This is a genomic window from Patiriisocius hiemis (genome assembly GCF_031846325.1).
Lineage (GTDB): Bacteria > Bacteroidota > Bacteroidia > Flavobacteriales > Flavobacteriaceae > Patiriisocius_A > Patiriisocius_A hiemis.
The window spans coordinates 440694-465940 of record NZ_JAVRHZ010000002.1 but is presented as its reverse complement, the minus strand read 5'-3'; the positions used below and the strand labels follow the sequence as shown (position 1 = coordinate 465940).

Genomic DNA, 25247 nt, shown 5'->3' with positions numbered 1-25247 from the left:
AAGTACTAAATCTTTGTTAGTTATTCTCTTACCAAACTTATAAAGAGTACTTTTACGTGATAATTTAAGATTTATATAAACCAAGACTTACCTTGGTTTACAGAATACCAAGAAATAACTATGCCGAAAAGGAATAATAGAAGAAAAAGAAAACAAAAAATAGAAGGACTTACACAAACCATCCTCACAATACTAAGAAAAGACCACGCCAAAACCTATAACTACAAGCAGCTAGCTGCAAAACTAGGAGTGGACGATCCAAGTAGCAGAAATCAAATTATAAAAAAACTTAAAGCATTACAAGCAAAAGGAACTATAGAAGAAATTGAACGAGGTAAATACAAGATTACCCCTTCTCAAAATTACCATACTGGAAAGCTAGATATGGCTGGGAGAGGCCAAGGATATGTAATTGTCGAAGACCTTGAAGATGATATTTTAGTTAAAAATAAAAACTTAAACAAAGCGCTTCATGGAGATATTGTAGAGGTTTATGTGTTTAATAGAAGACGAGGAGGAAAAACCGAAGGTGAAATTACAAATATTATAAAAAGGAAGACACTTGAGTTTGTTGGAGTTATTGATATACAAGAGAAGTTTGCTTTTGTAGAAATGAGTGATCCTAAAATGTACACAGATATTTTTGTTCCAAAAAAGAACTTAAATAATGCTAAGCAAGGTGAAAAAGTACTAGTAGCTATAGAAGATTGGCCAGCAAACGCAGATTCTCCTTTTGGGAACGTTATAAAATCGCTGGGTATGCCAGGAGAGCATAACACAGAAATACACTCCATATTAGCACAATATGGATTACCATATGAATTTCCAGCCGAAGTTGAAAACTATGCTAATAAACTAGATACAAAAATCCATGATTCAGAGGTGAAAAAACGTAGAGATATGAGAGATATCTTAACGTTTACCATAGATCCAAAGGATGCAAAAGACTTTGATGATGCGTTATCATTTCAAGTATTAGAAAATGGAAATTATGAAATAGGAATTCATATTGCAGATGTATCACACTATTTAATTCCAGGAACGGTTTTAGATGATGAAGCGTATGAGCGTGCAACTTCTGTTTATTTAGTAGATAGAGTGGTGCCTATGCTTCCTGAAATTTTATCAAATGGAGCGTGTTCCTTACGTCCTAATGAAGAAAAATATACCTTTTCGGCAGTTTTTGAAATTAATGATAAAGCCGAAGTTATTAATAAATGGTTTGGTAGAACAGTAACCTATAGTGATGCACGATTTGCGTATGAAGAAGCCCAACATGTTATTGAAAGTAATACATCCTTAAACAAAGTTGAGAAGTTTAACTTAAGAATCCCTTCAGAAATAGCAATAACAGGTAAAGAATACTCAGTTCCAGAACCTATAGCACAAGCAATTTTAGAATTAGACAGATTAGCAAAAATTCTTCGGAAGAAAAGAATGCATAATGGTGCTATTTCATTTGATAAAGTTGAAGTAAAATTCAAGTTAGATGAAAAAAATAACCCAGACGGAGTTTATTTTAAAGAAAGTAAAGATGCTAATAAACTAATTGAAGAATTTATGTTATTAGCTAACAGAAGTGTTGCAGAGTTTATTGGAAAACAAGCTGATAAAAAAACATTTGTGTACAGAGTACACGATGAACCAGATGACGAAAAAATAGCAGCTTTAGAAAATATTATTAAACGTTTTGGATATAAACTAAATACAAGAGACAAAAAATCCACTTCTCAATCTTTAAATAAATTATTAAAGGATGTACAAGGTCAAAAAGAACAAAACTTAATAGACACCCTTGCTATTAGAAGTATGAGCAAAGCGGTTTATACAACTAATAATATTGGTCATTATGGTTTAGCGTTTGATTATTATACGCATTTTACTTCTCCTATTCGTAGGTATCCAGATGTAATGGTACATCGTTTACTACAGCATTATTTGGATGGAAAACCATCAGCAAAGCAAGAGGCTTTTGAAGAAAAGTGCCAGCATTCAAGCGACATGGAAGGTTTGGCAGCAAATGCAGAACGCGATAGTATAAAGTATATGCAAGTTAAGTTTATGCAAGATCATAAAGACGAAGAGTTTTTAGGTGTTATTTCTGGAGTGACAGAATGGGGAATCTATGTTGAAATAGTTTCTAATAAGTGCGAAGGGATGGTTAGACTACAAGATTTAAGAGATGACCATTATGTTTTTGATAAAGATGAGTTTGCTGTTATTGGTCAAAAAACAAAAAACGTGTATCAACTTGGTGACGAAGTATATGTAAAAGTTAAGAATGCAGACTTAGTAAAAAAACATCTAGACTTCACAATGCTAGGTCACGATAATTAAAAACTATCTTTTAATTTGCACAACAATTAGATCTCTTTGGTAAACTTCAAAATTTCCACTATTAATACCTTGACTGTTTGGAACAAAAGTAAGCCTATAATAATATGTAACACCTGCAGTTAAGTTTGAATCTAAATATGAAATATGCCCACCGCCACCGTAAGCAATAGATGAACTACTTCCTCCATTAGGAGTTTCTATATAACAAGTACCAGAAGTATAGGTTAAAATAATTGCTGAAGAAAATGTTGGGTCTGTATCTCTTTCTAATACCATAAAATAACCACCTAATGAACTATTTGATCCGTTTAAATTTCCTCCAAAAACACGGGCAAATCCAGTAATAAAAACACCGGAATTAGCAACTCCATTTCCATCAGGTATTGTTATACTATTAGTTGTGCCAGTTAAAGGAGTAAAAGCTAAATTTGTAAATGGAATGCTTTGAGTTGTTGATGAGTGAGTCCCAATGAGTTGTTGATTTATAAAATCTCCTCGAACTCTAAAATCTCCTTGAACATCTAATGTATGTTCAGGATCTGTAATGCCAACACCAACATCGCCACCAGATTCGACACGTATTTTTTCTGTGTCATTTGTTCTAATTACTAGATCTTGTGCATCTGTTGTGCCTATAAAGTCTGTAGCTGGGTTCGTTCCAGAATTTCCTTCGAGTTTCCAATCATCAACTGTTGTTGCTGTAATTAATTTACTCCATTGAGTACCATTCCAATAATAATAACCTGTACCACTACCCCCAGTAACAGAAGAATTGGTATTATAAACTAAAAGACCTTCTACAGGTGTATCAATTGGAGCAGTTGAATCTGTAACATCTGTTAAAGAAACACGAGGAGCGATAAAGCCCTTATCTGTTGCAGTTACATCTAAAGCAGAACTACTTTCTGGTGTTATGGTTCCTATCCCTACTTGAGCAATAGAATTTGAAAGGCATGATAAGAAAACAATAGTGATAATTATTTTTAAAAATTTCATGATTTAAAAAATTTGGGGTTTATTAAATCCTTTTCTAAAAAAAGGATTAATAATATAAGGAAAATACTTACAAATTTAAAACTTTTAATAGTAAGATAGTTTTATCAAAACCCAATAACATCTGTACACCTACTATAAATTGGTCAAATTTTATTGTATTATAAATTATATTTAGAATAAAAGAATGAATAGGCAAGTATTAATATTAGTTTAGTGTAACAATTTCATTAATCACTACTCTTTAAGATGTAATAACTATAAAAATTAATAATGAAAAAAATAGCAACACTACTACTACTTGCATTAATAACAATCTCAAGTTTTGCACAACGAACAATCGACAAAGAGGTGGGTAATTTTAATGAAATTAAAGTCTTTGATTTAATTGAAGTAAACCTAATTAACAGCACAGAAAACAAGGTTGTTGTTAAGGGAAGAAATACCGAAAGTGTAAAAATTGTAAATGATAATGGGACTTTAAAACTAAGAATGCAACTAGAAGAGCGTTTTGATGGAAACCAAACCTTTATAGAAGTATATTACACAAGTATAGATGTTATTGACGCAAATGAAGGAGCCGAAATAGTTTCTGCTGAAGCCATTGAACAAAACAAAATAGAATTACGTGCTCAAGAAGGAGGGAGAATAAAAGTAGGGTTACAGGTAAATTTTGCTGAAATGAAATCGGTTACTGGAGGCATAATTGAAGCTTCTGGATTAGCAAAATCTCAAGAGGTAACTTTAAACACAGGAGGAATTTTTGAAGGCGCTTCCCTTAAAACACAAGATACTAAAGTAAGAATCACAGCTGCTGGAGAAGCCGAAGTATATGCTGCACAAAAAGTAGATATTAAAGTTACAGCTGGTGGTGATGTAATAGTTTATGGTAACCCTAAAGAAATAAGCAAAAAGAAATTTGCTGGAGGTAGGATTACTTTTGTTGATTGACCCCTTATTTATAAAAAAACACTTAAACCGTCAAACATAGAATTTGTACCTTTACAAGACTATGTTTGACGGTTTATGGTATGCAGCATTTTATGGTTTTCTACTTGCTTTTGCAGTAGGACCTGTATTTTTTACACTTATAGAAACTAGTATTACCAAAGGCTTTAAAGCAGGGCTCTTTTTTGATTTAGGGGCAATTTTTGCGGATATTCTATTTATTTTAATCGCATACTTTAGTACTAGCCAGTTATTAGAAAAAGTAAAAGACGATCCAGCACTTCTTATTTTTGGTGGTGGTGTTTTAATTGCCTACGGAATCATCTCTTACATAAGAACAAGCAAATCTTTTTTTAAAATAGCAAGAGAACATTATGCTGTTAAAGTAAAAAAGAACCTTGGGGGGCTTTTTATAAAAGGATTTTTACTCAATTTTGTAAACTTTGGAGTACTTGCAGGGTGGATTGGAACTATCATTATGGCAAATGCATTAACATCTTCAAAAAACGGAGTGTTCTTATTCTTGAGTACTGTCTTAATTGTTTTCTTTTGCACAGACCTCTTAAAAATAACACTAGCAAAAAAATTAAAAAACAAGATGACACCTAGGTTTGTTTTTAAGACGAAAAAATGGGTAAGTATTTTAATCTTAGGCTTTGGAGTGATTTTATTATTACAAGGTGTTTTTCCTAAAACAGTTAAAGCAGGCTTAGAAAGAATCCCTGGAAAAGATACACCAATAGAAAAACCAATTCCACCAGTAGAAGAAGGTATTGAGGTTTTTGAACAAAAACCATAAAAAAACCTTAGCTTCTATGCTAAGGTTTTTTGAGGCATCGAGCGGATTCGAACCGCTGTACAAGGTTTTGCAGACCTCTGCCTAGCCACTCGGCCACGATGCCTTTTTTATCTATACAAAGACAGAAATCTTATCTTATTGCAGATAAGACGGCAAATATAGAAAATATTAAAAAAGAACTTTAAACATCGGTTACTTTTTTTCAGAAACCATAGTAACACTTACCTCTTCAACATCACCACCAATTGGAGGATTAAGCTTAGATATAGTTACAGCAGCCTTATTTACTAAAGAAATTTCAAGAAATATACGGTCAATTATACGCTGTCCAACTTGCTCTAGCAGTTTAGAGCGTTTATCCATTTCAGATTTAACAATATACTGTAGATGAACATAGTCTACTGTATCATTAAGATTATCTGTCTTTGCAGCTTTAGATAAGTCTGCATTAACAGTAAGGTTTACAAGGTAATCACTTCCTATTTTTTCTTCTTCAGCTAAGCAACCATGATTGGTAAAAACTCTAATATTTTTTAAGGTAATGCTACTCATATAGTTTACTTTTTACAAAGATACTATAAGTCTATATTTTAACTTAATTAGTACCTTTGTTTAGATTTTACTAATGTCTGTTCGAGCATTATTAAAAAACTGTGATAAACAGTTTTGAAAATACCACGCAGAGCGCTCGAGAGCTATTTATTTTGTTCTAGACATTAAAGACCTCTCGACTGCGCTAGAGGAGAGAAATTTATTATGAGCGAAGAAAAAGAAAGTCTCAATTTTATTGAGCAAATTATAGAAAAAGATTTACAAAACGGATACACTAAAGACGAGTTACGTTTTAGGTTTCCACCTGAGCCCAATGGATATTTGCACATTGGTCATGCTTCGGCTATTTGCTTAAACTTTGGTTTAGGCTTAAAATACAATGCCCCTGTAAACTTAAGATTTGATGACACTAATCCAGCAAAAGAAGAGCAAGAGTATGTAGATGCAATTAAACGCGATGTATCTTGGTTGGACTTTAATTGGGATAAAGAGTGTTATGCGTCAGATTATTTTCAAGAACTTTATAATTGGGCAATTGAGTTAATTAAGAATGATAAAGCGTATGTAGATTCTCAAACTTCTGAAGAAATAAGAGAACAAAAAGGAACACCTACTCAGCCAGGTTCTAATAGCCCATACCGAGATAGACCCATCAAAGAAAGTCTTCAGTTACTTGAAGAAATGAAAAACGGAACAGCTCCAGAAGGAGCTCACGTATTGCGAGCAAAGATTGATATGGCATCTTCTAATATGTTAATGCGTGATCCAGTTATGTATAGAACATTGCATAAACACCACCATAGAACGGGTACTGATTGGAAAATTTTCCCGATGTATGATTGGACACATGGTGAAAGTGATTACTTAGAGCAAGTATCTCATTCTTTCTGTACTCTTGAGTTTTTACCACATAGAGAGTTATACAATTGGTTTTTAGACCAAGTGTATGAAGACGGTAAAATGAGGCCTAAACAACGTGAGTTCGCACGAAGAAACTTAAGCCATACGGTGGTTAGTAAGCGTAAGTTAGCTCGATTAGTAGAAGAGGGTATTGTAACTGGGTGGGATGACCCAAGGATGCCAACAATATCAGGCTTACGAAGAAGAGGTTACACACCAGACTCCATTAAAAACTTTGCAGAAAGTATTGGAGTTGGAAAAAGAGAAAACCTAATTGACGTCTCTCATTTAGAGTTTAATGTTCGTGAAGATTTAAATAAGAAAGCACCTCGTGTTATGGCTGTTTTAAACCCTTTAAAGGTTGTTATTACAAACTATCCAGAAAGTAAAGAAGAATGGTTAACAGCAGAGAATAACCCTGAAGATGAAAGTGCTGGCAGCAGAGAACTTCCCTTTTCTAGAGAATTATATATTGAAAAAGAAGACTTTAGAGAAGAAGCAAACAAAAAGTTTTTTAGGCTTAAGCTTGGAAAAGAGGTTCGTCTTAAAAATGCCTATATCATTAAAGCTGAAAGCTGTATAAAAGATGCAGATGGAAATGTGACAGAGGTGCATTGTACGTATGATATAGACAGTAAAAGCGGTAGTGGAACAGAAGCATCTTTAAGGAGAGTTAAAGGAACATTACATTGGGTTTCTATAAAACACGCACTACCTATTGAAGTTAGATTATACGATAGGTTATTTACAGACCCATCCCCAGACACTCACAAGGATAAAGACTTTATAGACTTTGTAAACCCTAACTCTTTAGAGGTTATTACAGCTTATGGAGAGCCAAGCTTAGCAAACTTATCAATTGAAACTAACTTACAGTTCCAAAGACTAGGTTACTTTGTAGTTGACAAAGATACCACCAAAGAAAAGATCGTGTTTAACAGAACGGTACCTCTTCGAGATTCTTGGGCTAAAATTGATAAGTAGGTTTTTTAATACTATTTAACATAAATACAGCTGATTTAAGAAAGGTTTATGCGTCGTAAACCCTTTATTAACCAGCTATTAACGGAGATTCTTATGTATGATGCTTAATTTTATACTATAATAATATTAATTAATAAAAACTAAATTATGGCATCTAACACAGGACAAACAATAGTAGCATTAGCAGCAGGAGCTGCAATAGGGGCAGGATTAGGAATTTTATTTGCTCCTGACAAAGGATCAAAGACAAGAAATAAAATTTCTAAAGAGACCAAGAAAGCTCAAAAAAAATTAAACAAGCAAATAAAAAAAACATCATCTAGCTTAAGCGAAAGCGCTCAAAAAGCAAGATTAAGTTTTGAAGAAAAGCTTGAGGACACACTATCTTCAGCAAGTTATAAAGCTGATGATATTTTATTAGCAATGGAAGATAAATTAGAAGCGTTGCGTAAACAAAATGCAAAGCTTCAAAAAACAAACACTAACAAAGCTACAGCATAATATGGCATTAGATGAACTTTCAGAAAATGTAACATCTGTAAGTGATAAAGCTAAAGAATATAGCAAAAGCATGGCGGAGTATTACAGACTTCGCCTTTTTAAATATGTAGCAAAATCAACATCTTCTTTTGTACTTTTTTTTAGTATTCTATGCTTAATAACCTTAGGGCTTTTGTTTTTATCTTTTGCAGCCTCTTTTTACATAGGAGAACTGCTAGATAGTAGAGCATTAGGTTTCCTGATAATTGGAGGGTTTTATCTACTTATACTGGCATTCGTTTTCTTCTTCGGTAAGAAAACAATAGAGAGAAATGTGCTTAAAGCATTTTCAAAATTATTTACTGAAGAAAACTAAACTTTTTACACAAATGAAACAATATACTACTTTCGAAGAGCTTGATAGAGATATCAAATACTACAAACTTAAAGCCAATATTGAACAAGAAGAACTTAAAATGGGTTTTTCTCAAACACAAGATCAAATTGAAAACCTATTATCTCCTGTTAGTATCTTAATGAATATACTTAGCGGAATTGCCAAGAAAGCTGCTGTACTTAAAATAGTTGATCTCTTCTTTGGAGGAAAGAAATCAAAATAAAAAAGGCTCCAACTTGGAGCCTTTTTTATTTTAGAACGATACATCTGTATCACTAGAGCTGCTTGGCGGTGGCGTCCTCTTTTTCTTAGGCCTTGCCCCTATTCCTTTAGCTGCATTTTCTTTTTTCATTTGTTCACCAATTTGATTACTTGCAACAAAGCTTGCAATCATATCGTTTAACATATTGCTTCCTGCTTGTGGAGAATTAGGTAATAATATTAGGTTTGTATTTGTCTCTTCACCAATAGACTGTAGTGTATCGTAGTGTTGTGTAACTACTATTAAAGCAGATGCTTCCTGAGAGTTAATACCAACGTTATTTAACACATCTACACTTTCCTCAAGTCCTCTGGCAATTTCTCTTCGTTGATCTGCAATACCCTGCCCTTGTAATCTCTTACTTTCGGCTTCTGCACGTGCCTTAGCAACTATTTTAATACGTTCTGCCTCTGCTTCATACTCTGCAGCTACCTTTTCACGCTCTGCAGCGTTAATACGGTTCATAGCGGCTTTTACTTGAACATCTGGGTCTATGTCTGTTACTAGTGTTTTAATAATGTCATAACCATAATCACTCATCGCTTCATTTAATTCTGCTTTTACTGCAATAGCTATGTCGTCTTTACGCTCAAAAACATCATCTAGTTTCATTTTTGGCACTTCTGCACGAACTACATCAAATACATAAGAAGTAATCTGGTCGTGCGGATTTTCAAGCTTATAAAAAGCGTCATACACCTTGTCTTTAATTACCTGAAATTGAACCGAAATTTTAAGTCTTACAAATACATCGTCCTTTGTTTTAGTTTCAACCAAAACGTCTAGTTGTTGAATTTTTAAATTCACCCTACCAGCAATACGCTGTACAATAGGAATTTTAAACTGTAAACCAGAATTTCTTATACTACTATACTTACCAAAAGTTTCTATTACCGCAGACGTTTGTTGCTTTACAATAAAGAAGACAGAGACTCCTAAAAAGAATGCAATTACAATAATAGGTATAAATAATAGAGGAGATGCTAAAATAATTGTTGCCATAATTTGTTATTTAGAATTAGAGTAGTTTGAAGATACAAAAATAAAGCTACTTTTGCGCTTTTAAATTTGTACACTATGAGTCTTTCAAAACTGAGTTTTGTTACTATTTTTTTTCTTTTTGTTATTCAATTTGGGTTTGCTCAAAGAAATTATGACGATTATAACAAGCTTGGGCTTACTGGAGGTATAACATTATTTGATATTTCTACTACAGATTTGGTTACAGAACAAGGCACAGGTTTTACAGGTGGCTTTACTGCTAGAGGGGCTTTTAGAAATCAGTTTGATTTAATTTATGGAATTAACTTTATTAACTCAAACATTGGAGTTGCTGCACGAGATATTACAGGACTAGATCAACAAAGCCTAGAATATACCATTCAAGGTGTTCAAATAAACTTTTTAGGAAGCTACAATATTATTCGCCACCACTTAAGTATAGAGTTTGGACCTTTATTACAGGTGAATGGAAAAATGAAACTACAAAGTGAACGCTTTGAAGGTTATATTATTGACGGTTACAATACCATAACTGCTAGAGACATAGAAGACATAAGCAAGGTTAATTTTAGAGTTTTAGGTGGCATTACAGCTGGTATAGAAGGCGTTAGATTAAGCGCACAATATCAATATGGCGTAAGCAATATGCTAAGCGCTTTAAACGATAAAAACCTAGAGAACACAAATTTTGAAGGAAATAGCTCCACTATTGTGTTGGGTGCGGCTATTTATTTTTAAGAAATAAAATCAATAGCTTGTTTAACACGCTCTGTGCTGGCTCTTTTTCCTAAAATAGAGAGAATTAAAATCACATCAGGGCCTTTCATTTCTCCTACTAATGCTAATCGCAAAGGCATCATTACTTTGCCAAAACCAATATTATTTTCGGTAATCCAGCCTTTAATTTGCTTTGAAAGATTTTCTTCTGAATAATCATCTGTAGACTCAAGAATCGACAACACATTCTCTAAAATCTCTTTTGTACCCTCCTTAAATGCTTTTGCTGAAGCTTTTTCATTATAACTTTTTGGAGCTTCAAAATAAAAACTTGCTTGTTCCCAAATGTCACTTAAAAAGGTCGCTCTTTCTTTTACTGAAGCAATAATTTTTTTAAACTTTAAATCATCGTTTTCATGAAAAGCTAGTACTTTTTTAAGAGTGTCTTCGCTTATTTTAGGTTCTTTATCTAGCTTACTTGTAACTAAAGGCAAAAATCGCTCTAGTAAAACATCTTCGTCTAGTTCTTGTAGGTAATGTTGCTGAAACCATTTTGTCTTGTCCGGATTAAATTTTGCGCCAGACTTGTTTACTTTTTCTAAATCAAAAGCTTCAATTAGTTCTTTAAGTGAAAATAACTCTTGTTCTGTACCAGGATTCCAACCCAACAAAGCCAACATGTTTATTACAGCTTCTGGCAAGTACCCATCTTCTCTATACCCCGAAAAAATAGCCCCATCTGCTGTTTTCCATTCTAGTGGGAATACTGGGAAACCCATCTTATCACCATCACGCTTACTCAACTTCCCTTTTCCAACAGGTTTCATAATTAGGGGTAAGTGAGCAAATTTTGGAGCCTCCAAACCAAGAGCTTGGTACAACAATACATGTAAAGCAAGCGACGGTAACCACTCTTCTCCACGAATTACATGAGAGATTTCCATAAGGTGATCGTCCACTATGTTTGCCAAGTGGTATGTTGGCATTCCATCGCTTTTAAATAGCACTTTGTCATCTAATACATTTGTGTCTATTTGTATATTCCCTCGTACAATGTCTTGTAGGCTTAGTGTTTGATTGGTTGGAGATTTAAACCTAATTACATACGGCTCTCCAGCTTCAATTTTTGCAGTTACTTCGCCTTCAGATAACGAAAGGGAGTTGTTTAGTTTTTCTCTATTATGCCAGTTATAGATAAAGGTTTTCCCTTCGGCTTCATGACTTTTGCGGTGCTCGTTTAGTTCTTCAGCTGTATCAAAAGCATAGTATGCGTTTCCAGAAGCTAAAAGCTTATCTGCATATTCTTTGTACAAATGTTTACGCTCACTTTGTCTATATGGGCCGTAGCCCTTGTCTTTTCCAGGGCCTTCATCAAAAGGAATAGAAAGCCAGTTAAGGGATTCAATAATATAATCTTCTGCCCCAGCCACATACCTTGTTTGATCGGTATCTTCAATACGAAGTATAAAATCACCTTTATGCTTTTTTGCAAATAAGTAATTAAATAAAGCGGTTCTTACACCACCAATATGCAATGGTCCAGTTGGACTTGGAGCAAAACGAACTCTTACCTTTGAAGACATAACTTATAATTAGGCGGCAAAGATACAATCCTAGACGCGCATTTCAATAGGAATTCTTTTATTCATTATTGCAAACCACAATGGTGGTACTAGTGATAAAACCATAGAGGTTGGATAGCCATAAGGCATTTGTGGACTTGTTTCATGACAGTCGAGTAATTGGTACTTTTTATGTGCTCTGTAATGATGGTCGCTATGGCGCGTTAACTCATATAACATTACCCTCCCCAGAACATGATTTGAATTCCAAGAATGAATCTCTTTTACTCGTTCATAGCGGCCGCTTTTAGTTTTTAGCCGGCTTAAACCATAATGCTCAATATAGTTTATAGTTTCTAGTAAAATAGCTGCTGATAGCGCAATATATAACGCGGCAATAAACCCTGTAAGCCCGAAAACAAATAAGACAATTAATAAGTAGGCTACTTGAAAAACACTATACCAAAGCATATCGTTTTTTATGCTTAGAAAGGGTTGGCTGCCTCGTTGTAATAATTGCTTCTGTAATTTCCATGCACTTATATACTGTCTAACCATTGAGGTAACCCAAAATGAATATACAGATTGGTTATATCTTGCACTAGCAGGATCTTCTTTAGTTGCTGCATTTTGATGGTGACCAAAATTATGCTCAATATAAAAATGCATATAGAGCGCAGGCAACAATAACATTTTACCTAATGTTTTTTCCCATTGTGTTTTCCTGTGTCCAAGTTCGTGGGCTACATTTATACCATTAGAACCAAGAGCAATTCCCACCGAGAAAATAAGCCCAACCAACTCATACGCCTCATAGTTAACTACTGTAGTGCTCCATAAAAAATAGCCTAAAAGCCCATAAACAATAGGAAGGTTTAAGTATAATAGAAAATCAAAAAAACGATTACTAGCTTTGTTTTGTGCTTTTTCTTCGGAAAGGTTACTTGTTTCTATAGGTAACGCTATTTCTAAAATAGGAACCAATACAAAAGCATATACAGGTGTTAAAAACGCCCAATAATTTTTTAAAACCAATCCTAGCATAGCAACTATTGGAATAGTATAGGAAGCAAGATATTTTAAGTCTTTCATTATAATGGGTTTGGAGTGATTTTTGTTATAAAATAAAATCGTAATTTTAATGTTTGCATATTAGGACAGGTTTATGAGTACATATAGCATCATTCAGCAAAAGCTAGAACAATTTATTAAAAAATATTATACCAATGAGTTAATCAAAGGGGGTATCTTGTTTTTTGCAATTGGCTTGCTATACTTTCTCATTACGCTCCTTGTAGAATATTTTTTATGGCTTAACCCCACAGGAAGAACAATTCTATTTTGGTCTTTTGTAGGTGTTGAAGTTGCATTATTTACTAGGTTTATTGCATTCCCATTGGCGAAACTTTTTAAGCTACAACAAGGAATCACCTATGAAGAAGCTTCAAGAATTATAGGAAGTCACTTTCCTCAAGTTAGCGATAAGTTGCTAAATGTTATACAGTTAAACCAAAACCAAAGAGAGTCTGAGTTACTTGCTGCAAGTATTGATCAAAAAGCAAATGAACTCCAACCCATACAGTTTAAAGCTGCAGTTAGTTTTAAAAAGAACAGCAAGTATTTAAAGTATGCGGCAATTCCCGTTATCATATTTTTACTTTTTACGGCATTAGGTGATAAAAATATGTTCTCTACCAGCTATGAGCGTGTAGTAAACTATCAAACCGCTTATGAGCCACCGGCGCCTTTTAGTTTTAGAGTTTTAAACGACAATTTAATTGCGATAGAGAACAAGCCTTTCATCGTAAAAGTAAACACAAGCGGAACCACTATTCCTGAAAATGTAAGTATTCAATACAATGATGAAACCTATTATTTACAACAAACAGCACCTGGTTTGTTTGAATACACCTTTAACCAACCTGTTGAAGATTTTAGCTTTCAATTACAAGGGAATTCTGTAAGGTCGCAAGAATATGAGGTAACTGTGGTAAAAACACCCTCACTTACTTCTTTTGAAATGGTTCTAGATTACCCGAGCTATACTGGAAAAAAAGACGAAGTCCTAAAGAGTTCTGGTAATGCTACTATTCCCGAAGGCACCCAAGTAAAATGGAATGTTGCCACCAAAAACACCACCGAGGTGCTTCTAAAAACGAGAGATACGTCATACAGTTTTACACAAGAAGAAAAGACGTTTAGCTACAAAAAAGGAATCTATAGTAAGCTAGACTATGCGCTTACAACTTCTAACGAAGCACTTAAAGAATACGAAAACCTTTCTTTTACATTAGGTGTTATTAAAGACGAATATCCCGATATAGATATGGAGTCTAAAAAGGATAGCACAGACAGTCAAAAAATATATTTTTTAGGAAATGTTAGTGATGATTACGGGCTTACAAAACTTCAGTTGGTTTACTATCCGCAAGGAGAACAAGAGAAAAAACAACAGCTACAGCTTCCAGTAAACAAATCTAATATTGATCAATTTGTTTATACATTTCCTAGTCAGTTAGAACTTAAAGAAGGCGTTGCCTACGAATATTATTTTGAAGTTTTTGATAATGATGTTATCCATAACTATAAATCATCAAAATCTACTATTTATAACTTCAGAAAGTTAACTGAAAGCGAACTTGAAAAAGAGAACCTTCAAAATCAGGAAGAATCTATTCAAGGGCTTAACAAGTCGTTAGAGGAATTAAAAGACCAAGAACAACGCTTAGAAGAATTAAGCAAAACGCAAAAGGAGAAAAAGGAGCTTAATTATAACGACAAAAAGAAGCTAGAAGACTTTATTAAAAGGCAAAAGCAGCAAGAGGAGATGATGAAAAACTTCAGTAAAGAGTTAAAAGATAACCTTGAAGATTTTCAGAAAGATAAAGAAGATGACCCTTTTAAAGAACAATTAAAAGAACGTTTACAAAACAATGAAGAGAAGCTTAAAGAGAATGAAAAGCTATTAGAGGAATTAGAAAAACTTCAAGATAAAATAAAAAAAGAGGAGCTTACAGAAAAACTCGAGGAACTCTCAAAGCAAAATAAAAACCAAGAGAAAAATCTAGAACAGTTGCTTGAACTTACAAAGCGCTATTATGTAACTAAGAAGGCCGAAAAGCTAGCAGATGAGCTCTATAAATTAGGAGAAAAGCAAGAACAATTAGCAAATAAACCAGAAGACGAAAACACTAAAGAAGCTCAAGAAAAACTTAACAAAGAGTTTGAAGAATATCAAAAAGAAATGGAAGAGCTCCAAAAAGAGAACGAAGCGCTAAAAGAACCCATGGAAATTGAGCAAGATAAAGCAGATGAAAAAGAGGTAGAGCAAGAGCAACAAGAAGCTACAGATAAACTTGAACAGCAAAAACCAAGTGATGCTAAAGAAAATCAAAAGAAAGCTGGTCAAAAAATGAAGCAAATGGGTAAACAAATGCAAGCCCAAATGGCAGCTGGACAAATGGAATCTATAGAAGAAGATGTTGAAATGCTTCGTCAAATTTTAGATAATCTAGTTGTATTTTCTTTTGAACAGGAAGATTTAATGGAGGAGTTTAAAGTTACAGACTATGGAAGCGCCACATTTGGGAAAAAGCTTAACATTCAAAATGATTTAAAATCAAACTTTGAGCATATAGATGACAGCTTATTTGCATTATCATTAAGACAACCTATTTTAAGTGAAAAAATAAATGAGTCTTTAACCGAGGTTGATTTCAATATTAACAAGTCCTTAGAGCGTTTGGCCGAAAACCAAATGAGACAAGGTATTTCTAGCCAGCAATATACTGTCACAGGAGCAAATGAGTTGGCCATTATGTTAAGCGATATGTTGAATAGTATGCAAAACCAAATGATGATGATGGGCTCTGGTAAAGGAAAAGGAAAGGGTCAAGGGTTTCAGCTGCCAGACATAATAGAAAAACAAGAAAGTCTTTCAGAAAAAATGGAAGAAGGAAGCAAAAAAGGTAAAGGAAAAAAACCCGGAGAAGGAAGTGAAGGTAAAGGAGAAGGAGAAGGTGAGTCTGGAGAGAGTGGAGAAAGCGGCGATGGAGAAGGTGAAGGTCAAGATGGGAAAAATGGCAAAGACGGAAAAGGAAATAAAGATGGGAAAGGAAGTAATGGAGAAGGTGAAGGTGAGCAACCTAGTGAAGATGATATGGGTGAAATCTTTGAAATATACAAACAACAACAACAGCTTCGCCAACAACTTCAAGACAAACTAAGTAAAGAAGGTCTTGATGGTAAAGGTGGAGACATCTTAAAAAAGATGGAAGGTATTGAACAGCAATTACTAGACAAAGGTTTTAATGAACGCACACTTGAACAAATGCTTAATCTTAAGTATGAATTGTTAAAATTAGATAAAGCAGATTTTAAACAAGGACAAGAGGAAAAGAGAGAGTCTCAAACAAATAGCAAAGACTACTCTAATACTTTACGTTTAAGCCCAGAGGATATAAAAAAATATTTTAATACTACCGAAGTTCTAAACCGTGAGGCATTACCTTTGCGTGAAAACTATAAGCAAAAAGTAAACACTTATTTCAAGAAAACAGATGATTAATTTTTTTTCTGAAACTGATTTCGAATTATCTAATACTATTGATGTTTCTAATTGGATCCATAAAGTAATTAATGGCTACGATAAAAAACTAGGTGAAATAGTATATGTCTTTTGTGATGATGATTACCTTCATAAGCTTAATATGTCTTTTTTAAACCATAACACATTAACCGATATAATTACTTTTGACAATTCTTTAGGATCAATTCTTCATGGTGAAATTTATATTTCAATTGACCGAGTAAAAGAAAACGCCAAAGACTTTGACACCTCTTTTTTAAATGAATTATATCGCGTAGTAATTCATGGTATTTTACACCTTTGTGGGTTAAAAGACAAGACAGAAAAGGAAGAAAAAGAAATGAGAATCGCTGAAGAAACGGCTTTATCACTTCTTAAAAACAACTACACCCTTGACAATCAGTAATTTAAGCGCTTAACCTGTTGATTATAAGTTAATTAACGTATATTTGCACTCAATTTGTAATTTTAAAAATTGTTCCACGTGGAACATTGCGTTTTATGTTTGAAAAAGAGTATGATGTAGTAGTAGTGGGAGGTGGTCATGCAGGCTCTGAAGCAGCCGCAGCCGCAGCTAATATGGGAAGCAAGACCCTGCTTGTGACTATGAATTTACAAAACATTGCACAAATGTCTTGTAATCCCGCCATGGGCGGTATTGCTAAAGGGCAAATTGTTAGAGAGATTGATGCTTTAGGTGGATATAGTGGTATTGTTTCAGATAACTCTGCCATACAGTTTAAAATGTTGAACATGTCCAAAGGTCCTGCAATGTGGAGCCCTAGAGTTCAGAGTGACAGAATGCGCTTTGCAGAATGTTGGAGAACGATGTTAGAGCAAACTCCAAATCTTGATTTTTATCAAGAAATGATATCTGGTCTTATAATAAAAAATGAAAAAATAGTAGGAGTTAAAACGTCACTTGGATTAGAAATTAAAGCCAAAACTGTTGTGCTTACTAATGGAACTTTTTTAAATGGCTTAATCCATATTGGAGAAAAACAATTTGGTGGTGGACGTGCAGGAGAAAGAGCTGCAACTGGAATTACAAAAGACTTAGTTGATATAGGTTTTAATTCTGGAAGAATGAAAACAGGAACACCCCCAAGAGTAGATGGGAGATCATTAGATTTTTCAAAAATGATATTACAGCCTGGTGATGAAAACCCACAGAAGTTTTCTTATTTAGATAGTACCAAACCATTAAAAGAACAACGTGCCTGTCACATGTCATACACAAGTAACCTTGTTCATGATTTACTCCGTGAAGGGTTTGATCGTTCTCCAATGTTTAATGGGGCAATTAATAGTATTGGCCCAAGATACTGCCCATCTATAGAAGATAAAATTAATCGTTTTGCAGACAAAGACAGACATCAATTGTTTGTAGAACCAGAAGGATGGAATACGGTAGAATATTACATTAATGGTTTTTCAACCTCCTTACCTGAGGATGTTCAATTTAAAGCATTAAAAGAATGCGACGGCTTTGAGAATGTGAAATTCTTTAGGCCTGGGTATGCTATAGAATATGATTATTTTCCTCCTACACAATTAAAGCACACTCTAGAGACTAAACTGGTTTCTGGGCTGTATTTTGCCGGGCAAATTAACGGAACTACAGGTTATGAAGAAGCAGCTTCACAAGGGTTAATTGCTGGAATAAATGCGAGTCTAAAATTAAAAGAAAAAGATCCATTTATTCTAAAAAGGGATGAAGCTTATATTGGGGTTTTAATTGACGATCTTATTACAAAAGGAACAGAAGAGCCCTATAGAATGTTTACTTCAAGAGCAGAATATAGAACTTTACTACGACAAGATAATGCCGATTTTAGATTAACACCTAAGGGATATGAAGTTGGTTTGGCAAGTGAGGATCGATTAAAAAAAATGGAACAAAAGAAAGAAGAGAGTAATTCTTTTATTCAATTTTTTAAAGACACGAGTGTTATACCAGAAGTAATTAATCCTATTTTAGAATCAAAAAAATCTGCAACAGTTAAGCAAAGTGATAAAATGTATAAGGTGTTTTCTCGTCCAAATATTACTATGGATGATATGCGAAAAATTGAAAGTGTAGAAGCTTTTGTTGAAGAAAACAACCTTGATTTTGAAGTTCTACAGCAAACTGAAATTCAGGTTAAATACGCTGGATATATAAACAAGGAAAAAAATAATGCAGACAAATTAAACAGGCTGGAAGGAATTAAAATTCCTGAAAACTTTGATTACTCAAAATTAAAGTCGCTTTCTTTTGAGGCAAGAGAAAAGCTTACAAAAATAAAACCAGCAACTGTATCACAGGCTTCAAGAATTAGCGGTGTGTCCCCAAATGACATTTCTGTGATGCTAGTTTATATGGGGCGTTAAGCATCTTGTTCCACGTGGAACGTATGTATATGAAAACACACACAAATCATTATATAAGCACAAAAGACTTTCTAGTTTCTGGAGAGTCTTTTGATTTAGTAGAAGATAAAACGCTAAAAATACTAGTTACTAACCCTCAGCCCAAAGCGTCAGATTTGCCTAAGTATTATGAAAGTGATGCATATATTTCTCATAGTGACTCTTCAAAAGGTATTGTTGCTACACTTTATAAATTGGTAAAGAATTACTCTTTAAAAAAGAAACTAGATCTAGTGAATTCTTTAGCACAAAAAAAAGGGAATTTGCTAGATATTGGATGTGGCACAGGAGCATTTTTAAAAACAGTTAAAAACAGTTCTTGGGAATGTGATGGGGTAGAGCCAAATTCTTCAGCAAGAAAATTGGCTCATGAAAAAAACCTCTCAGTTTTTAGTTCTTTAGAAGATTTGCCAGGCACAAAAAAATATGATGTTATTACATTATGGCACGTATTAGAACATTTGCCAAACTTAAAAGAATCAATATACAAGATTGAAAGTTTATTAAAACCAAATGGTATACTTATTATTGCTGTACCAAACTACAAATCTTTTGATGCAAATTATTATAAAGAATTTTGGGCAGCTTATGATGTGCCAAGACATCTTTGGCATTTCTCTATGGCGTCCATGAAAATCCTTTTCTCAGAAAAGACACAACTTATAAAAACGAAGCCAATGATTTTTGATTCGTTTTATGTAAGCTTACTTTCTGAAAAGTATAAAAACAAATCTTCATTTTCAATTCGTGCTTTTTTTATTGGATTATGGTCAAATATGAGAGCTTGGCAAACAAAAGAGTATTCTTCACTTATATATTGCTTTAAAAAGAACAATTAACGGCTTTTAAGCTTATTTGAGAGAGGATCGGCCAAAAGACTCTGTTTCGCTCGCAGAAAAAACAAAACCCTTTTAAAACCGTTTGTTTTGGGCACAAAACAATAACAAAAAATTATTTAAAGATGAATAAGCAATAAAAAAAAACTATAATAGCCTGTTTTTGCATTTAAAAGGTAAAATCACACATAATGTCTTCTCGAGTGATTTTGAGTTAAAAAAACTGTACTGAGAACTAAAGTTGATAATTAAAATACTTTTTCTCTACATAAACTTTTCTCATTTCAATTTAAAAACCCACTCGAAATAACGAGTTTTACTAAAATAGATCGGGCTAGACCAACTCTTTTTTATGAATAAGTTTTGTAAGTTTAATAGAAAGGTCTGTAAAAACTAGTTTAGCATTACCATTTCTTTCAATGTGATAGGTTGCTTTTTCAAGAGCATCAATAATTTCAAAAATATTATTTTGATGAACAAACGGTGCAAATTTTTCTATGGAGAATTTAGCGTCATTTGCTTCAAAAAAAACAAGGTCATTTACTTTGTAATTTTTTAAAAACCCTTGTCTAAAAACTTCGATACAGTAAGTAAGAAATTTTTTTTGTGTTTCACGCCCCTCACCAGCTAATTTTGTACTCCAAGAAAGCAAATCGTTTATTGCTTTTTTATTCCCTTTTGCCATAAAAGCACCACGAACCCAACTTAGAAACCACGATTCAAAAACTGCAGTATCACTATTTTCATTTAAAAGCTGTAATGCTTTGTTATAATCACCTGTAGCTAAGCGACTTATATTGGCAGCTATACTAGGTTCAATTAATTGATTTTCAGATAATTGAGCCTTAATATCCATTTCAGATAATAATGGAAAATGCAGTTTTTGACACCTAGAGTGTATAGTTGTAAGGATGCGTTCTTCATTTTCAGTTAGAAGCAACAAAACAGTATTTTTGGGCGGCTCTTCAACTATTTTTAGAATTTTATTAGCACAAGCAGTATTCATTTTGTCTGCCATCCAAATAATAAAAACCTTGTAACCACCCTCATACGCTTTAAGCGACATCTTTTTTGTCAAATCTGCCGCTTCATCTACGTTAATATTTCCTTGTTTATTTTCGATACCTAAAAACTGTAACCATTGAAATAAATTTCCATAGGGACTTTCTTTTAAAAAATTCCGCCAATCCTCGAGAAATAAATCGGAAACAGGGTGTTTTTTTACCGTGTCATTGGTATTGGTTGGAAATATAAAATGTAGATCGGGATGCGCAAGCTTTTCTACTTTTGCGGCACATTGCTTTGCTTCAGCACTTTCTTTTTCGTACTTACTACATAGCAAAGCATTGGCATAGGCAACGGCAGTTGGCAATACTCCTACTCCAGCAGTACCTACAAAAAGTTGTGCATGAGGCACACGACCAGTTTCCACCCCTCTTAAAAGGTGGGTTTTAATATGTTTTTGACCAATGACATCACTAAAACGCATACACAAAACTACACTTTTTTAAGGCAATATTTCAACAACTTAAAACTGTATATTTGCACTATAAATTTTAGTAGATGAAAACTGTAAACGATTTCGATTTTAATAACAAAACAGCATTAATTCGTGTAGATTTTAACGTACCGCTAAACAATGATTTTGAGGTAACAGACACTACTCGAATTGAAGCAGCAAAACCTACAATTATAAAAGTTCTAGAAGATGGTGGTAGCTGTGTATTAATGTCCCATTTGGGCAGACCAAAAGAAAAAGAAGACGAGTTTTCATTACGTCATATTTGCTCTAAGGCATCGGAGATTCTAGGGGTTTCTATAAAATTTGTAGGAGATTGTGTGGGCGATATCCCGCAAGAAGCTATTAAAAACCTAAAGCCAGGAGAAATTTTATTATTAGAAAACCTAAGGTATTATGAAGAAGAAACCAAGGGGGATAGTGACTTTGCTAAGCAACTTTCAACATTGGGAGATATTTACGTAAATGATGCCTTTGGAACTGCGCATAGAGCACATGCTTCTACAGCGGTTATTGCTAAGTTTTTCCCAGAAAATAAATGCTTTGGTTTATTATTAGCTTCAGAAATTGAAAATGTAAACAAGGTATTAAGCAGTAATGAGAAACCAGTAACAGCAATTATTGGTGGCGCAAAAGTATCTTCAAAAATAACCATAATTGAAAGCATTCTTGATAAAATAGACCATCTAATTATTGGTGGCGGTATGGCTTTTACTTTTATAAAAGCACAAGGAGGAAGTATTGGTAGTTCTGTGGTTGAAAACGATAAATTAAAAACAGCATTACATATTCTTGATGCTGCAAAACAAAAAAATGTTGCGGTGCATTTACCTGTAGATGTGCTGGCCGCAGATAGCTTTTCAGAATTTGCAAGTCTTGCCGATGAGCCAATAGATAACATTCCAGATGGCTGGATGGGACTAGATGTTGGAGCAAAAACTAATGCCAATTTTGCTAAAGTAATTTCAGAGTCTAAAACTATCCTTTGGAACGGGCCGGTTGGTGTTTTTGAAATGGAGCCCTTTGCTACTGGAACAATTAAGTTAGGTGACGCTATTGCAGAGGCTACTAAAAATGGAGCTTTCTCTCTAGTAGGAGGCGGAGACTCTGTTGCTGCTGTAAAAAAGTTTAACCTTACCAATAAAGTGAGTTATGTTTCTACTGGAGGTGGTGCTATGCTAGAAATGCTAGAAGGGAAAACACTTCCCGGAATTAAGGCAATTATGGGGTAAAAGGAACCTAAGCGCTAGACATACAATAACATTTCTTATTTTTATACTTTTAAAACACCTTTAAACGTTAGCGTTTTACTTGGCACCATTTTATTACTATTCTAAATGAAAAATAGCATTTTACTAATTTGTCTTGCGATTTCAACATCCTTCTTTGCTCAAGAAACTGAGCCTATAGACTCCATAAAAAAAGTACAAGTACAAATTGTAGACTCTATAACGGTTACAAACACAGATACAGACTTACCACAAGTTTCAACAATAAGCTCGGTTAAGGATTCTTTAGTGTTTAAGCTGGAAGACCTTGCTATTGCTAGAAAAATTGATAGTGCTTGGCTTAATGAACTATACAATTCGGATAGATTTGAAGAAATGTACGGCACTATTCTTTCTGAAGATTATCAACCAGAAGCCTACGAAGAACTCCCTACCGAAGTTTTAAAGCAACGCCTAGAAGCTTTAGACGCTCGTACACCTTTTACGGTGGAATACAACCCTTCGTTAGAAAGTGTAATAAAAGGCTATCTCAAAAACCGAAGAAGCTCCATGGCAAAACTAATGGCTTTAAGCGATTACTATTTCCCCATGTTTGAAGAAGAAATGGCGCGTCATGGTTTACCCTTAGAAATGAAATATCTAGCTATTGTAGAATCTGCCTTAGACCCTAGAGCAGAATCCCGGGTGGGAGCTACCGGGCTGTGGCAATTTATGTTTGCAACTGGTAAAATGTTTGGATTGGACGTTAACTCATATGTAGATGAGCGTAGCGACCCAATTATGGCAACAGCAGCAGCTGCAAAATACCTTAAAAGTTTACACAAAAGCCTAGGAGATTGGGATTTAGCATTAGCTGCGTACAACTCAGGACCCGGAAATGTTTCAAAAGCAATAAGACGTTCTGGAGGGCGAACTAATTATTGGAATATAAGAGCAAATCTTCCACGTGAAACAGCTGGCTATGTTCCTGCTTTTTTAGCAACCATGTATATTTTTGAGTATGCAAAAGAACATGGTTTTAAAAGTAATGGGCCGCAAATACCATATATAGCGACAGATACAATTAGAGTCAAAAAAAGAATCTCTCTACCCCAAGTAGCAGAAGTAGTAAACTTAAATATTGACGAGCTTCGATTTTTAAACCCTTCGTATAAATTAGATATTATCCCAGTTGTAGAAAATGAAAACTACACGCTTCGACTTCCAGTAGATGCTGTAGGAAAGTTTTTAACTCATGAAAATGCTATTTATGCCTATGCTGAAAAGGAATTTAATAAAAGAGAAAAACCACTTCCGGGTTTATTTGACCAATCAGATCGTATTCGTTACCGCGTTAGAAGTGGTGATTATTTAGGTAAAATAGCTAATAAGTATGGAGTCTCAGTTAGCCAAATAAAGCGATGGAATGGTTTGCGAAGTAACCGGCTTAAAATCGGGCAACGACTTACAATACACCCTAAAAGACCAGTAAAATCTAAAAGCAACACTACTAAAGTTGCTTCAAACAATAGCAATATTAAAACATATACCGTTAAGAGCGGCGACTCATTGTGGAGCATTTCACAAAAATTTCCTGGAGTTTCTGTAAATAATTTAAAAAGTTGGAACGGTATTAGTAGTAATAAACTGAAACCAGGAATGGTTATTAAAGTTCAAAAAGGATAAAAAATGAAAACTCTTTACACATTAGTACTTGCGATACTTATCATCTCTTGTGACAATTCAGAAAAAAAAGATACTGCTATACTTTCAAAATCTGTAGGTAACATTAATACATTGCAGGTTGTGTCTACTAACGATTTATGGAACGGAGAAGTGGGTGAAGAAATTCGAAAATACTTTGCTGCCCCAACAGATGGGCTACCACAAGACGAACCCTTATTTTCTATGAACCAGATGCCACCTAATGCATTTTCTGGTTTTGCTAGAAAATCTAGAATTATTTTATACGCAAGATTAGGTGATGAAAACAAGGTAAGTGTTGCGAAGGATAGTTATGCAAAACCGCAAACCATTGCTTATTTAACAGGGCAAACCAAAGAAGATATTATAGAGCTCTTAGCATTAAAACATAAGCAAATAATTGATGTATTTCACGATTCTGAAATTAAGGAAAGACAACGTAGAACAAATGTAGATCCAATAAAGCCAGATTCTTTAAAAGAACGATTTGGCGTGAGTTTAACTATGCCTTCAGCTTATAGAGTAGCGCATAAAGGGGATGATTTTTACTGGATGCGTAAAGATTTAAAATCTGGAAGCACTAATATTTTGGTTTATGAAGTCCCTTTAAATATGATAGGGAAAGACAGTACTATAATTGGGGATATTATAAGAGTAAGAGACTCTATTGGAGGAAGCCTACTACCTGTAGAAGACGAAGGGCACTTTCAAACTGAAAAAGCCTATGCGCCATTTTTATTTACTACAGAATTAGACGGAAAATTTGCCTACGAAACCAAAGGAACTTGGGATGTAAAAGACCAATTTATGGCAGGACCTTTTTTAAATTATGCAGTTAAGGATTCAGCAAAAAACAGATACTTAATTTTAGAGGGGTTTACCTATGCGCCTTCTGTACGTAAGAGAGACCTGCAGTTTGAGCTAGAGTCTATTTTAAAAACCGCTAAGATTGAATAACACGAAAATATCACCAATAAAAAAGCCTTGCTGGTTCAATTAGCAAGGCTTTATATATTTTATTATTTGTCTAGAACCTAAAGTCTAGTA

General features: G+C 34.1%; 21 protein-coding genes and 1 tRNA gene. 15 read left to right on the top strand and 7 right to left on the bottom strand.

Annotated features, from left to right (window positions below):
* Positions 1-120: 120 nt before the first annotated feature.
* Positions 121-2337, top strand: coding sequence for a ribonuclease R (gene rnr, locus RM538_RS06265; RefSeq protein ID WP_311332550.1), 2217 nt, complete (start codon positions 121-123; stop codon positions 2335-2337).
* A 3-nt stretch (positions 2338-2340) separates the two neighbouring features.
* On the opposite strand, the gene RM538_RS06260 is transcribed toward rnr, so the two are convergent.
* Positions 2341-3333 carry a phage tail-like protein gene (locus RM538_RS06260; RefSeq protein ID WP_311332549.1) on the bottom strand — a complete coding sequence of 331 codons (993 nt, stop codon included), beginning with the start codon at positions 3331-3333 and terminating at the stop codon, positions 2341-2343.
* A 270-nt stretch (positions 3334-3603) separates the two neighbouring features.
* On the opposite strand from RM538_RS06260, the gene RM538_RS06255 reads away from it, so the two are divergent.
* Both RM538_RS06255 and RM538_RS06250 read left to right on the top strand, forming a co-directional pair.
* On the top strand, positions 3604-4281 hold the full coding sequence (locus tag RM538_RS06255; RefSeq protein WP_311332548.1) for a head GIN domain-containing protein: 678 nt from the start codon (positions 3604-3606) through the stop codon (positions 4279-4281).
* Between the two features lie 61 nt (positions 4282-4342).
* Positions 4343-5077 carry a LysE family translocator gene (locus RM538_RS06250; protein ID WP_311332547.1) on the top strand — a complete coding sequence of 245 codons (735 nt, stop codon included), beginning with the start codon at positions 4343-4345 and terminating at the stop codon, positions 5075-5077.
* A 32-nt stretch (positions 5078-5109) separates the two neighbouring features.
* Here RM538_RS06250 and RM538_RS06245 read toward each other — a convergent pair.
* Both RM538_RS06245 and folB read right to left on the bottom strand, forming a co-directional pair.
* A tRNA-Cys gene (locus RM538_RS06245) sits at positions 5110-5180 on the bottom strand.
* 89 nt (positions 5181-5269) lie between these two features.
* Positions 5270-5629 carry a dihydroneopterin aldolase gene (gene folB / locus RM538_RS06240; RefSeq protein WP_311332546.1) on the bottom strand — a complete coding sequence of 120 codons (360 nt, stop codon included), beginning with the start codon at positions 5627-5629 and terminating at the stop codon, positions 5270-5272.
* Positions 5630-5833: 204 nt separating this feature from the next.
* Here folB and RM538_RS06235 point away from each other — a divergent pair, with 204 nt between their 5' ends.
* The 4 genes from RM538_RS06235 to RM538_RS06220 all read left to right on the top strand — a co-directional run bounded on the left by RM538_RS06235 (position 5834) and on the right by RM538_RS06220 (position 8613).
* A complete protein-coding gene (locus RM538_RS06235; RefSeq protein WP_311332545.1) occupies positions 5834-7513 on the top strand; it encodes a glutamine--tRNA ligase/YqeY domain fusion protein in 1680 nt (559 codons plus the stop codon).
* 147 nt (positions 7514-7660) lie between these two features.
* Positions 7661-8014 (top strand): YtxH domain-containing protein, encoded by a 354-nt coding sequence (locus tag RM538_RS06230; RefSeq protein WP_311332544.1) that lies wholly within the window; start codon positions 7661-7663, stop codon positions 8012-8014.
* Between the two features lies 1 nt (position 8015).
* Positions 8016-8369: a phage holin family protein gene (locus tag RM538_RS06225; protein WP_311332543.1), complete on the top strand. Its 354-nt coding sequence runs from the start codon at positions 8016-8018 to the stop codon at positions 8367-8369.
* A 13-nt stretch (positions 8370-8382) separates the two neighbouring features.
* A complete protein-coding gene (locus RM538_RS06220) occupies positions 8383-8613 on the top strand; it encodes a hypothetical protein (protein ID WP_311332542.1) in 231 nt (76 codons plus the stop codon).
* 30 nt (positions 8614-8643) lie between these two features.
* Here the strand turns inward: RM538_RS06220 and RM538_RS06215 are convergent, their stop codons facing one another.
* Entirely contained in the window at positions 8644-9654 is a 1011-nt protein-coding gene (locus tag RM538_RS06215; RefSeq protein ID WP_311332541.1) for an SPFH domain-containing protein, read from the bottom strand.
* A gap of 75 nt (positions 9655-9729) precedes the next feature.
* Between RM538_RS06215 and RM538_RS06210 the strand changes: the two genes are divergently transcribed.
* On the top strand, positions 9730-10392 hold the full coding sequence (locus RM538_RS06210) for an outer membrane beta-barrel protein (RefSeq protein ID WP_311332540.1): 663 nt from the start codon (positions 9730-9732) through the stop codon (positions 10390-10392).
* On the opposite strand, the gene gltX is transcribed toward RM538_RS06210, so the two are convergent.
* Positions 10389-11954 (bottom strand): glutamate--tRNA ligase, encoded by a 1566-nt coding sequence (gltX, locus tag RM538_RS06205; RefSeq protein ID WP_311332539.1) that lies wholly within the window; start codon positions 11952-11954, stop codon positions 10389-10391. The two genes, RM538_RS06210 and gltX, sit on opposite strands and share 4 nt — an antisense overlap.
* A 30-nt stretch (positions 11955-11984) precedes the next feature.
* Positions 11985-13025: an alkane 1-monooxygenase gene (locus tag RM538_RS06200; RefSeq protein ID WP_311332538.1), complete on the bottom strand. Its 1041-nt coding sequence runs from the start codon at positions 13023-13025 to the stop codon at positions 11985-11987.
* A 73-nt stretch (positions 13026-13098) separates the two neighbouring features.
* Between RM538_RS06200 and RM538_RS06195 the strand changes: the two genes are divergently transcribed.
* The 4 genes from RM538_RS06195 to RM538_RS06180 all read left to right on the top strand — a co-directional run bounded on the left by RM538_RS06195 (position 13099) and on the right by RM538_RS06180 (position 19772).
* Entirely contained in the window at positions 13099-16500 is a 3402-nt protein-coding gene (locus RM538_RS06195) for a DNA topoisomerase VI subunit B family protein (protein ID WP_311332537.1), read from the top strand.
* Positions 16493-16927, top strand: coding sequence for an rRNA maturation RNase YbeY (ybeY, locus tag RM538_RS06190; RefSeq protein WP_311332536.1), 435 nt, complete (start codon positions 16493-16495; stop codon positions 16925-16927). Before RM538_RS06195 ends, ybeY begins: the two co-directional genes overlap by 8 nt.
* 95 nt (positions 16928-17022) lie before the next feature.
* Positions 17023-18894, top strand: a complete 1872-nt coding sequence (gene mnmG, locus RM538_RS06185; RefSeq protein ID WP_311332535.1) for a tRNA uridine-5-carboxymethylaminomethyl(34) synthesis enzyme MnmG — start codon at positions 17023-17025, stop codon at positions 18892-18894.
* Between the two features lie 29 nt (positions 18895-18923).
* A complete protein-coding gene (locus RM538_RS06180) occupies positions 18924-19772 on the top strand; it encodes a class I SAM-dependent methyltransferase (protein ID WP_311332534.1) in 849 nt (282 codons plus the stop codon).
* Positions 19773-20103: 331 nt separating this feature from the next.
* Here the strand turns inward: RM538_RS06180 and RM538_RS06175 are convergent, their stop codons facing one another.
* A complete protein-coding gene (locus RM538_RS06175) occupies positions 20104-21258 on the bottom strand; it encodes a DNA polymerase III subunit (protein ID WP_311332533.1) in 1155 nt (384 codons plus the stop codon).
* 74 nt (positions 21259-21332) lie between these two features.
* Between RM538_RS06175 and RM538_RS06170 the strand changes: the two genes are divergently transcribed.
* From RM538_RS06170 to RM538_RS06160, 3 genes are all read left to right on the top strand, one after another.
* Complete coding sequence (locus RM538_RS06170) at positions 21333-22520, top strand: phosphoglycerate kinase (protein ID WP_311332532.1); 1188 nt, start codon at positions 21333-21335, stop codon at positions 22518-22520.
* Between the two features lie 105 nt (positions 22521-22625).
* Positions 22626-24182: a LysM peptidoglycan-binding domain-containing protein gene (locus RM538_RS06165; protein WP_311332531.1), complete on the top strand. Its 1557-nt coding sequence runs from the start codon at positions 22626-22628 to the stop codon at positions 24180-24182.
* Between the two features lie 3 nt (positions 24183-24185).
* Positions 24186-25157, top strand: a complete 972-nt coding sequence (locus tag RM538_RS06160; protein ID WP_311332530.1) for a DUF4837 family protein — start codon at positions 24186-24188, stop codon at positions 25155-25157.
* Positions 25158-25247: the final 90 nt, after the last annotated feature.

Coding starts and splice junctions, on each gene's coding strand:
- RM538_RS06260 (WP_311332549.1), bottom strand. CDS start 3,333: ATGAAATTTTTAAAAATAATTATCACTATTGTTTTCTTATCATGCCTT.
- folB (WP_311332546.1), bottom strand. CDS start 5,629: ATGAGTAGCATTACCTTAAAAAATATTAGAGTTTTTACCAATCATGGT.
- RM538_RS06210 (WP_311332540.1), top strand. CDS start 9,730: ATGAGTCTTTCAAAACTGAGTTTTGTTACTATTTTTTTTCTTTTTGTT.
- gltX (WP_311332539.1), bottom strand. CDS start 11,954: ATGTCTTCAAAGGTAAGAGTTCGTTTTGCTCCAAGTCCAACTGGACCA.
- RM538_RS06160 (WP_311332530.1), top strand. CDS start 24,186: ATGAAAACTCTTTACACATTAGTACTTGCGATACTTATCATCTCTTGT.
- RM538_RS06215 (WP_311332541.1), bottom strand. CDS start 9,654: ATGGCAACAATTATTTTAGCATCTCCTCTATTATTTATACCTATTATT.
- RM538_RS06175 (WP_311332533.1), bottom strand. CDS start 21,258: ATGCGTTTTAGTGATGTCATTGGTCAAAAACATATTAAAACCCACCTT.
- ybeY (WP_311332536.1), top strand. CDS start 16,493: ATGATTAATTTTTTTTCTGAAACTGATTTCGAATTATCTAATACTATT.
- RM538_RS06250 (WP_311332547.1), top strand. CDS start 4,343: ATGTTTGACGGTTTATGGTATGCAGCATTTTATGGTTTTCTACTTGCT.
- RM538_RS06220 (WP_311332542.1), top strand. CDS start 8,383: ATGAAACAATATACTACTTTCGAAGAGCTTGATAGAGATATCAAATAC.
- RM538_RS06235 (WP_311332545.1), top strand. CDS start 5,834: ATGAGCGAAGAAAAAGAAAGTCTCAATTTTATTGAGCAAATTATAGAA.
- RM538_RS06225 (WP_311332543.1), top strand. CDS start 8,016: ATGGCATTAGATGAACTTTCAGAAAATGTAACATCTGTAAGTGATAAA.
- RM538_RS06200 (WP_311332538.1), bottom strand. CDS start 13,025: ATGAAAGACTTAAAATATCTTGCTTCCTATACTATTCCAATAGTTGCT.
- RM538_RS06165 (WP_311332531.1), top strand. CDS start 22,626: ATGAAAAATAGCATTTTACTAATTTGTCTTGCGATTTCAACATCCTTC.
- mnmG (WP_311332535.1), top strand. CDS start 17,023: ATGTTTGAAAAAGAGTATGATGTAGTAGTAGTGGGAGGTGGTCATGCA.
- RM538_RS06230 (WP_311332544.1), top strand. CDS start 7,661: ATGGCATCTAACACAGGACAAACAATAGTAGCATTAGCAGCAGGAGCT.
- rnr (WP_311332550.1), top strand. CDS start 121: ATGCCGAAAAGGAATAATAGAAGAAAAAGAAAACAAAAAATAGAAGGA.
- RM538_RS06170 (WP_311332532.1), top strand. CDS start 21,333: ATGAAAACTGTAAACGATTTCGATTTTAATAACAAAACAGCATTAATT.
- RM538_RS06195 (WP_311332537.1), top strand. CDS start 13,099: ATGAGTACATATAGCATCATTCAGCAAAAGCTAGAACAATTTATTAAA.
- RM538_RS06180 (WP_311332534.1), top strand. CDS start 18,924: ATGAAAACACACACAAATCATTATATAAGCACAAAAGACTTTCTAGTT.
- RM538_RS06255 (WP_311332548.1), top strand. CDS start 3,604: ATGAAAAAAATAGCAACACTACTACTACTTGCATTAATAACAATCTCA.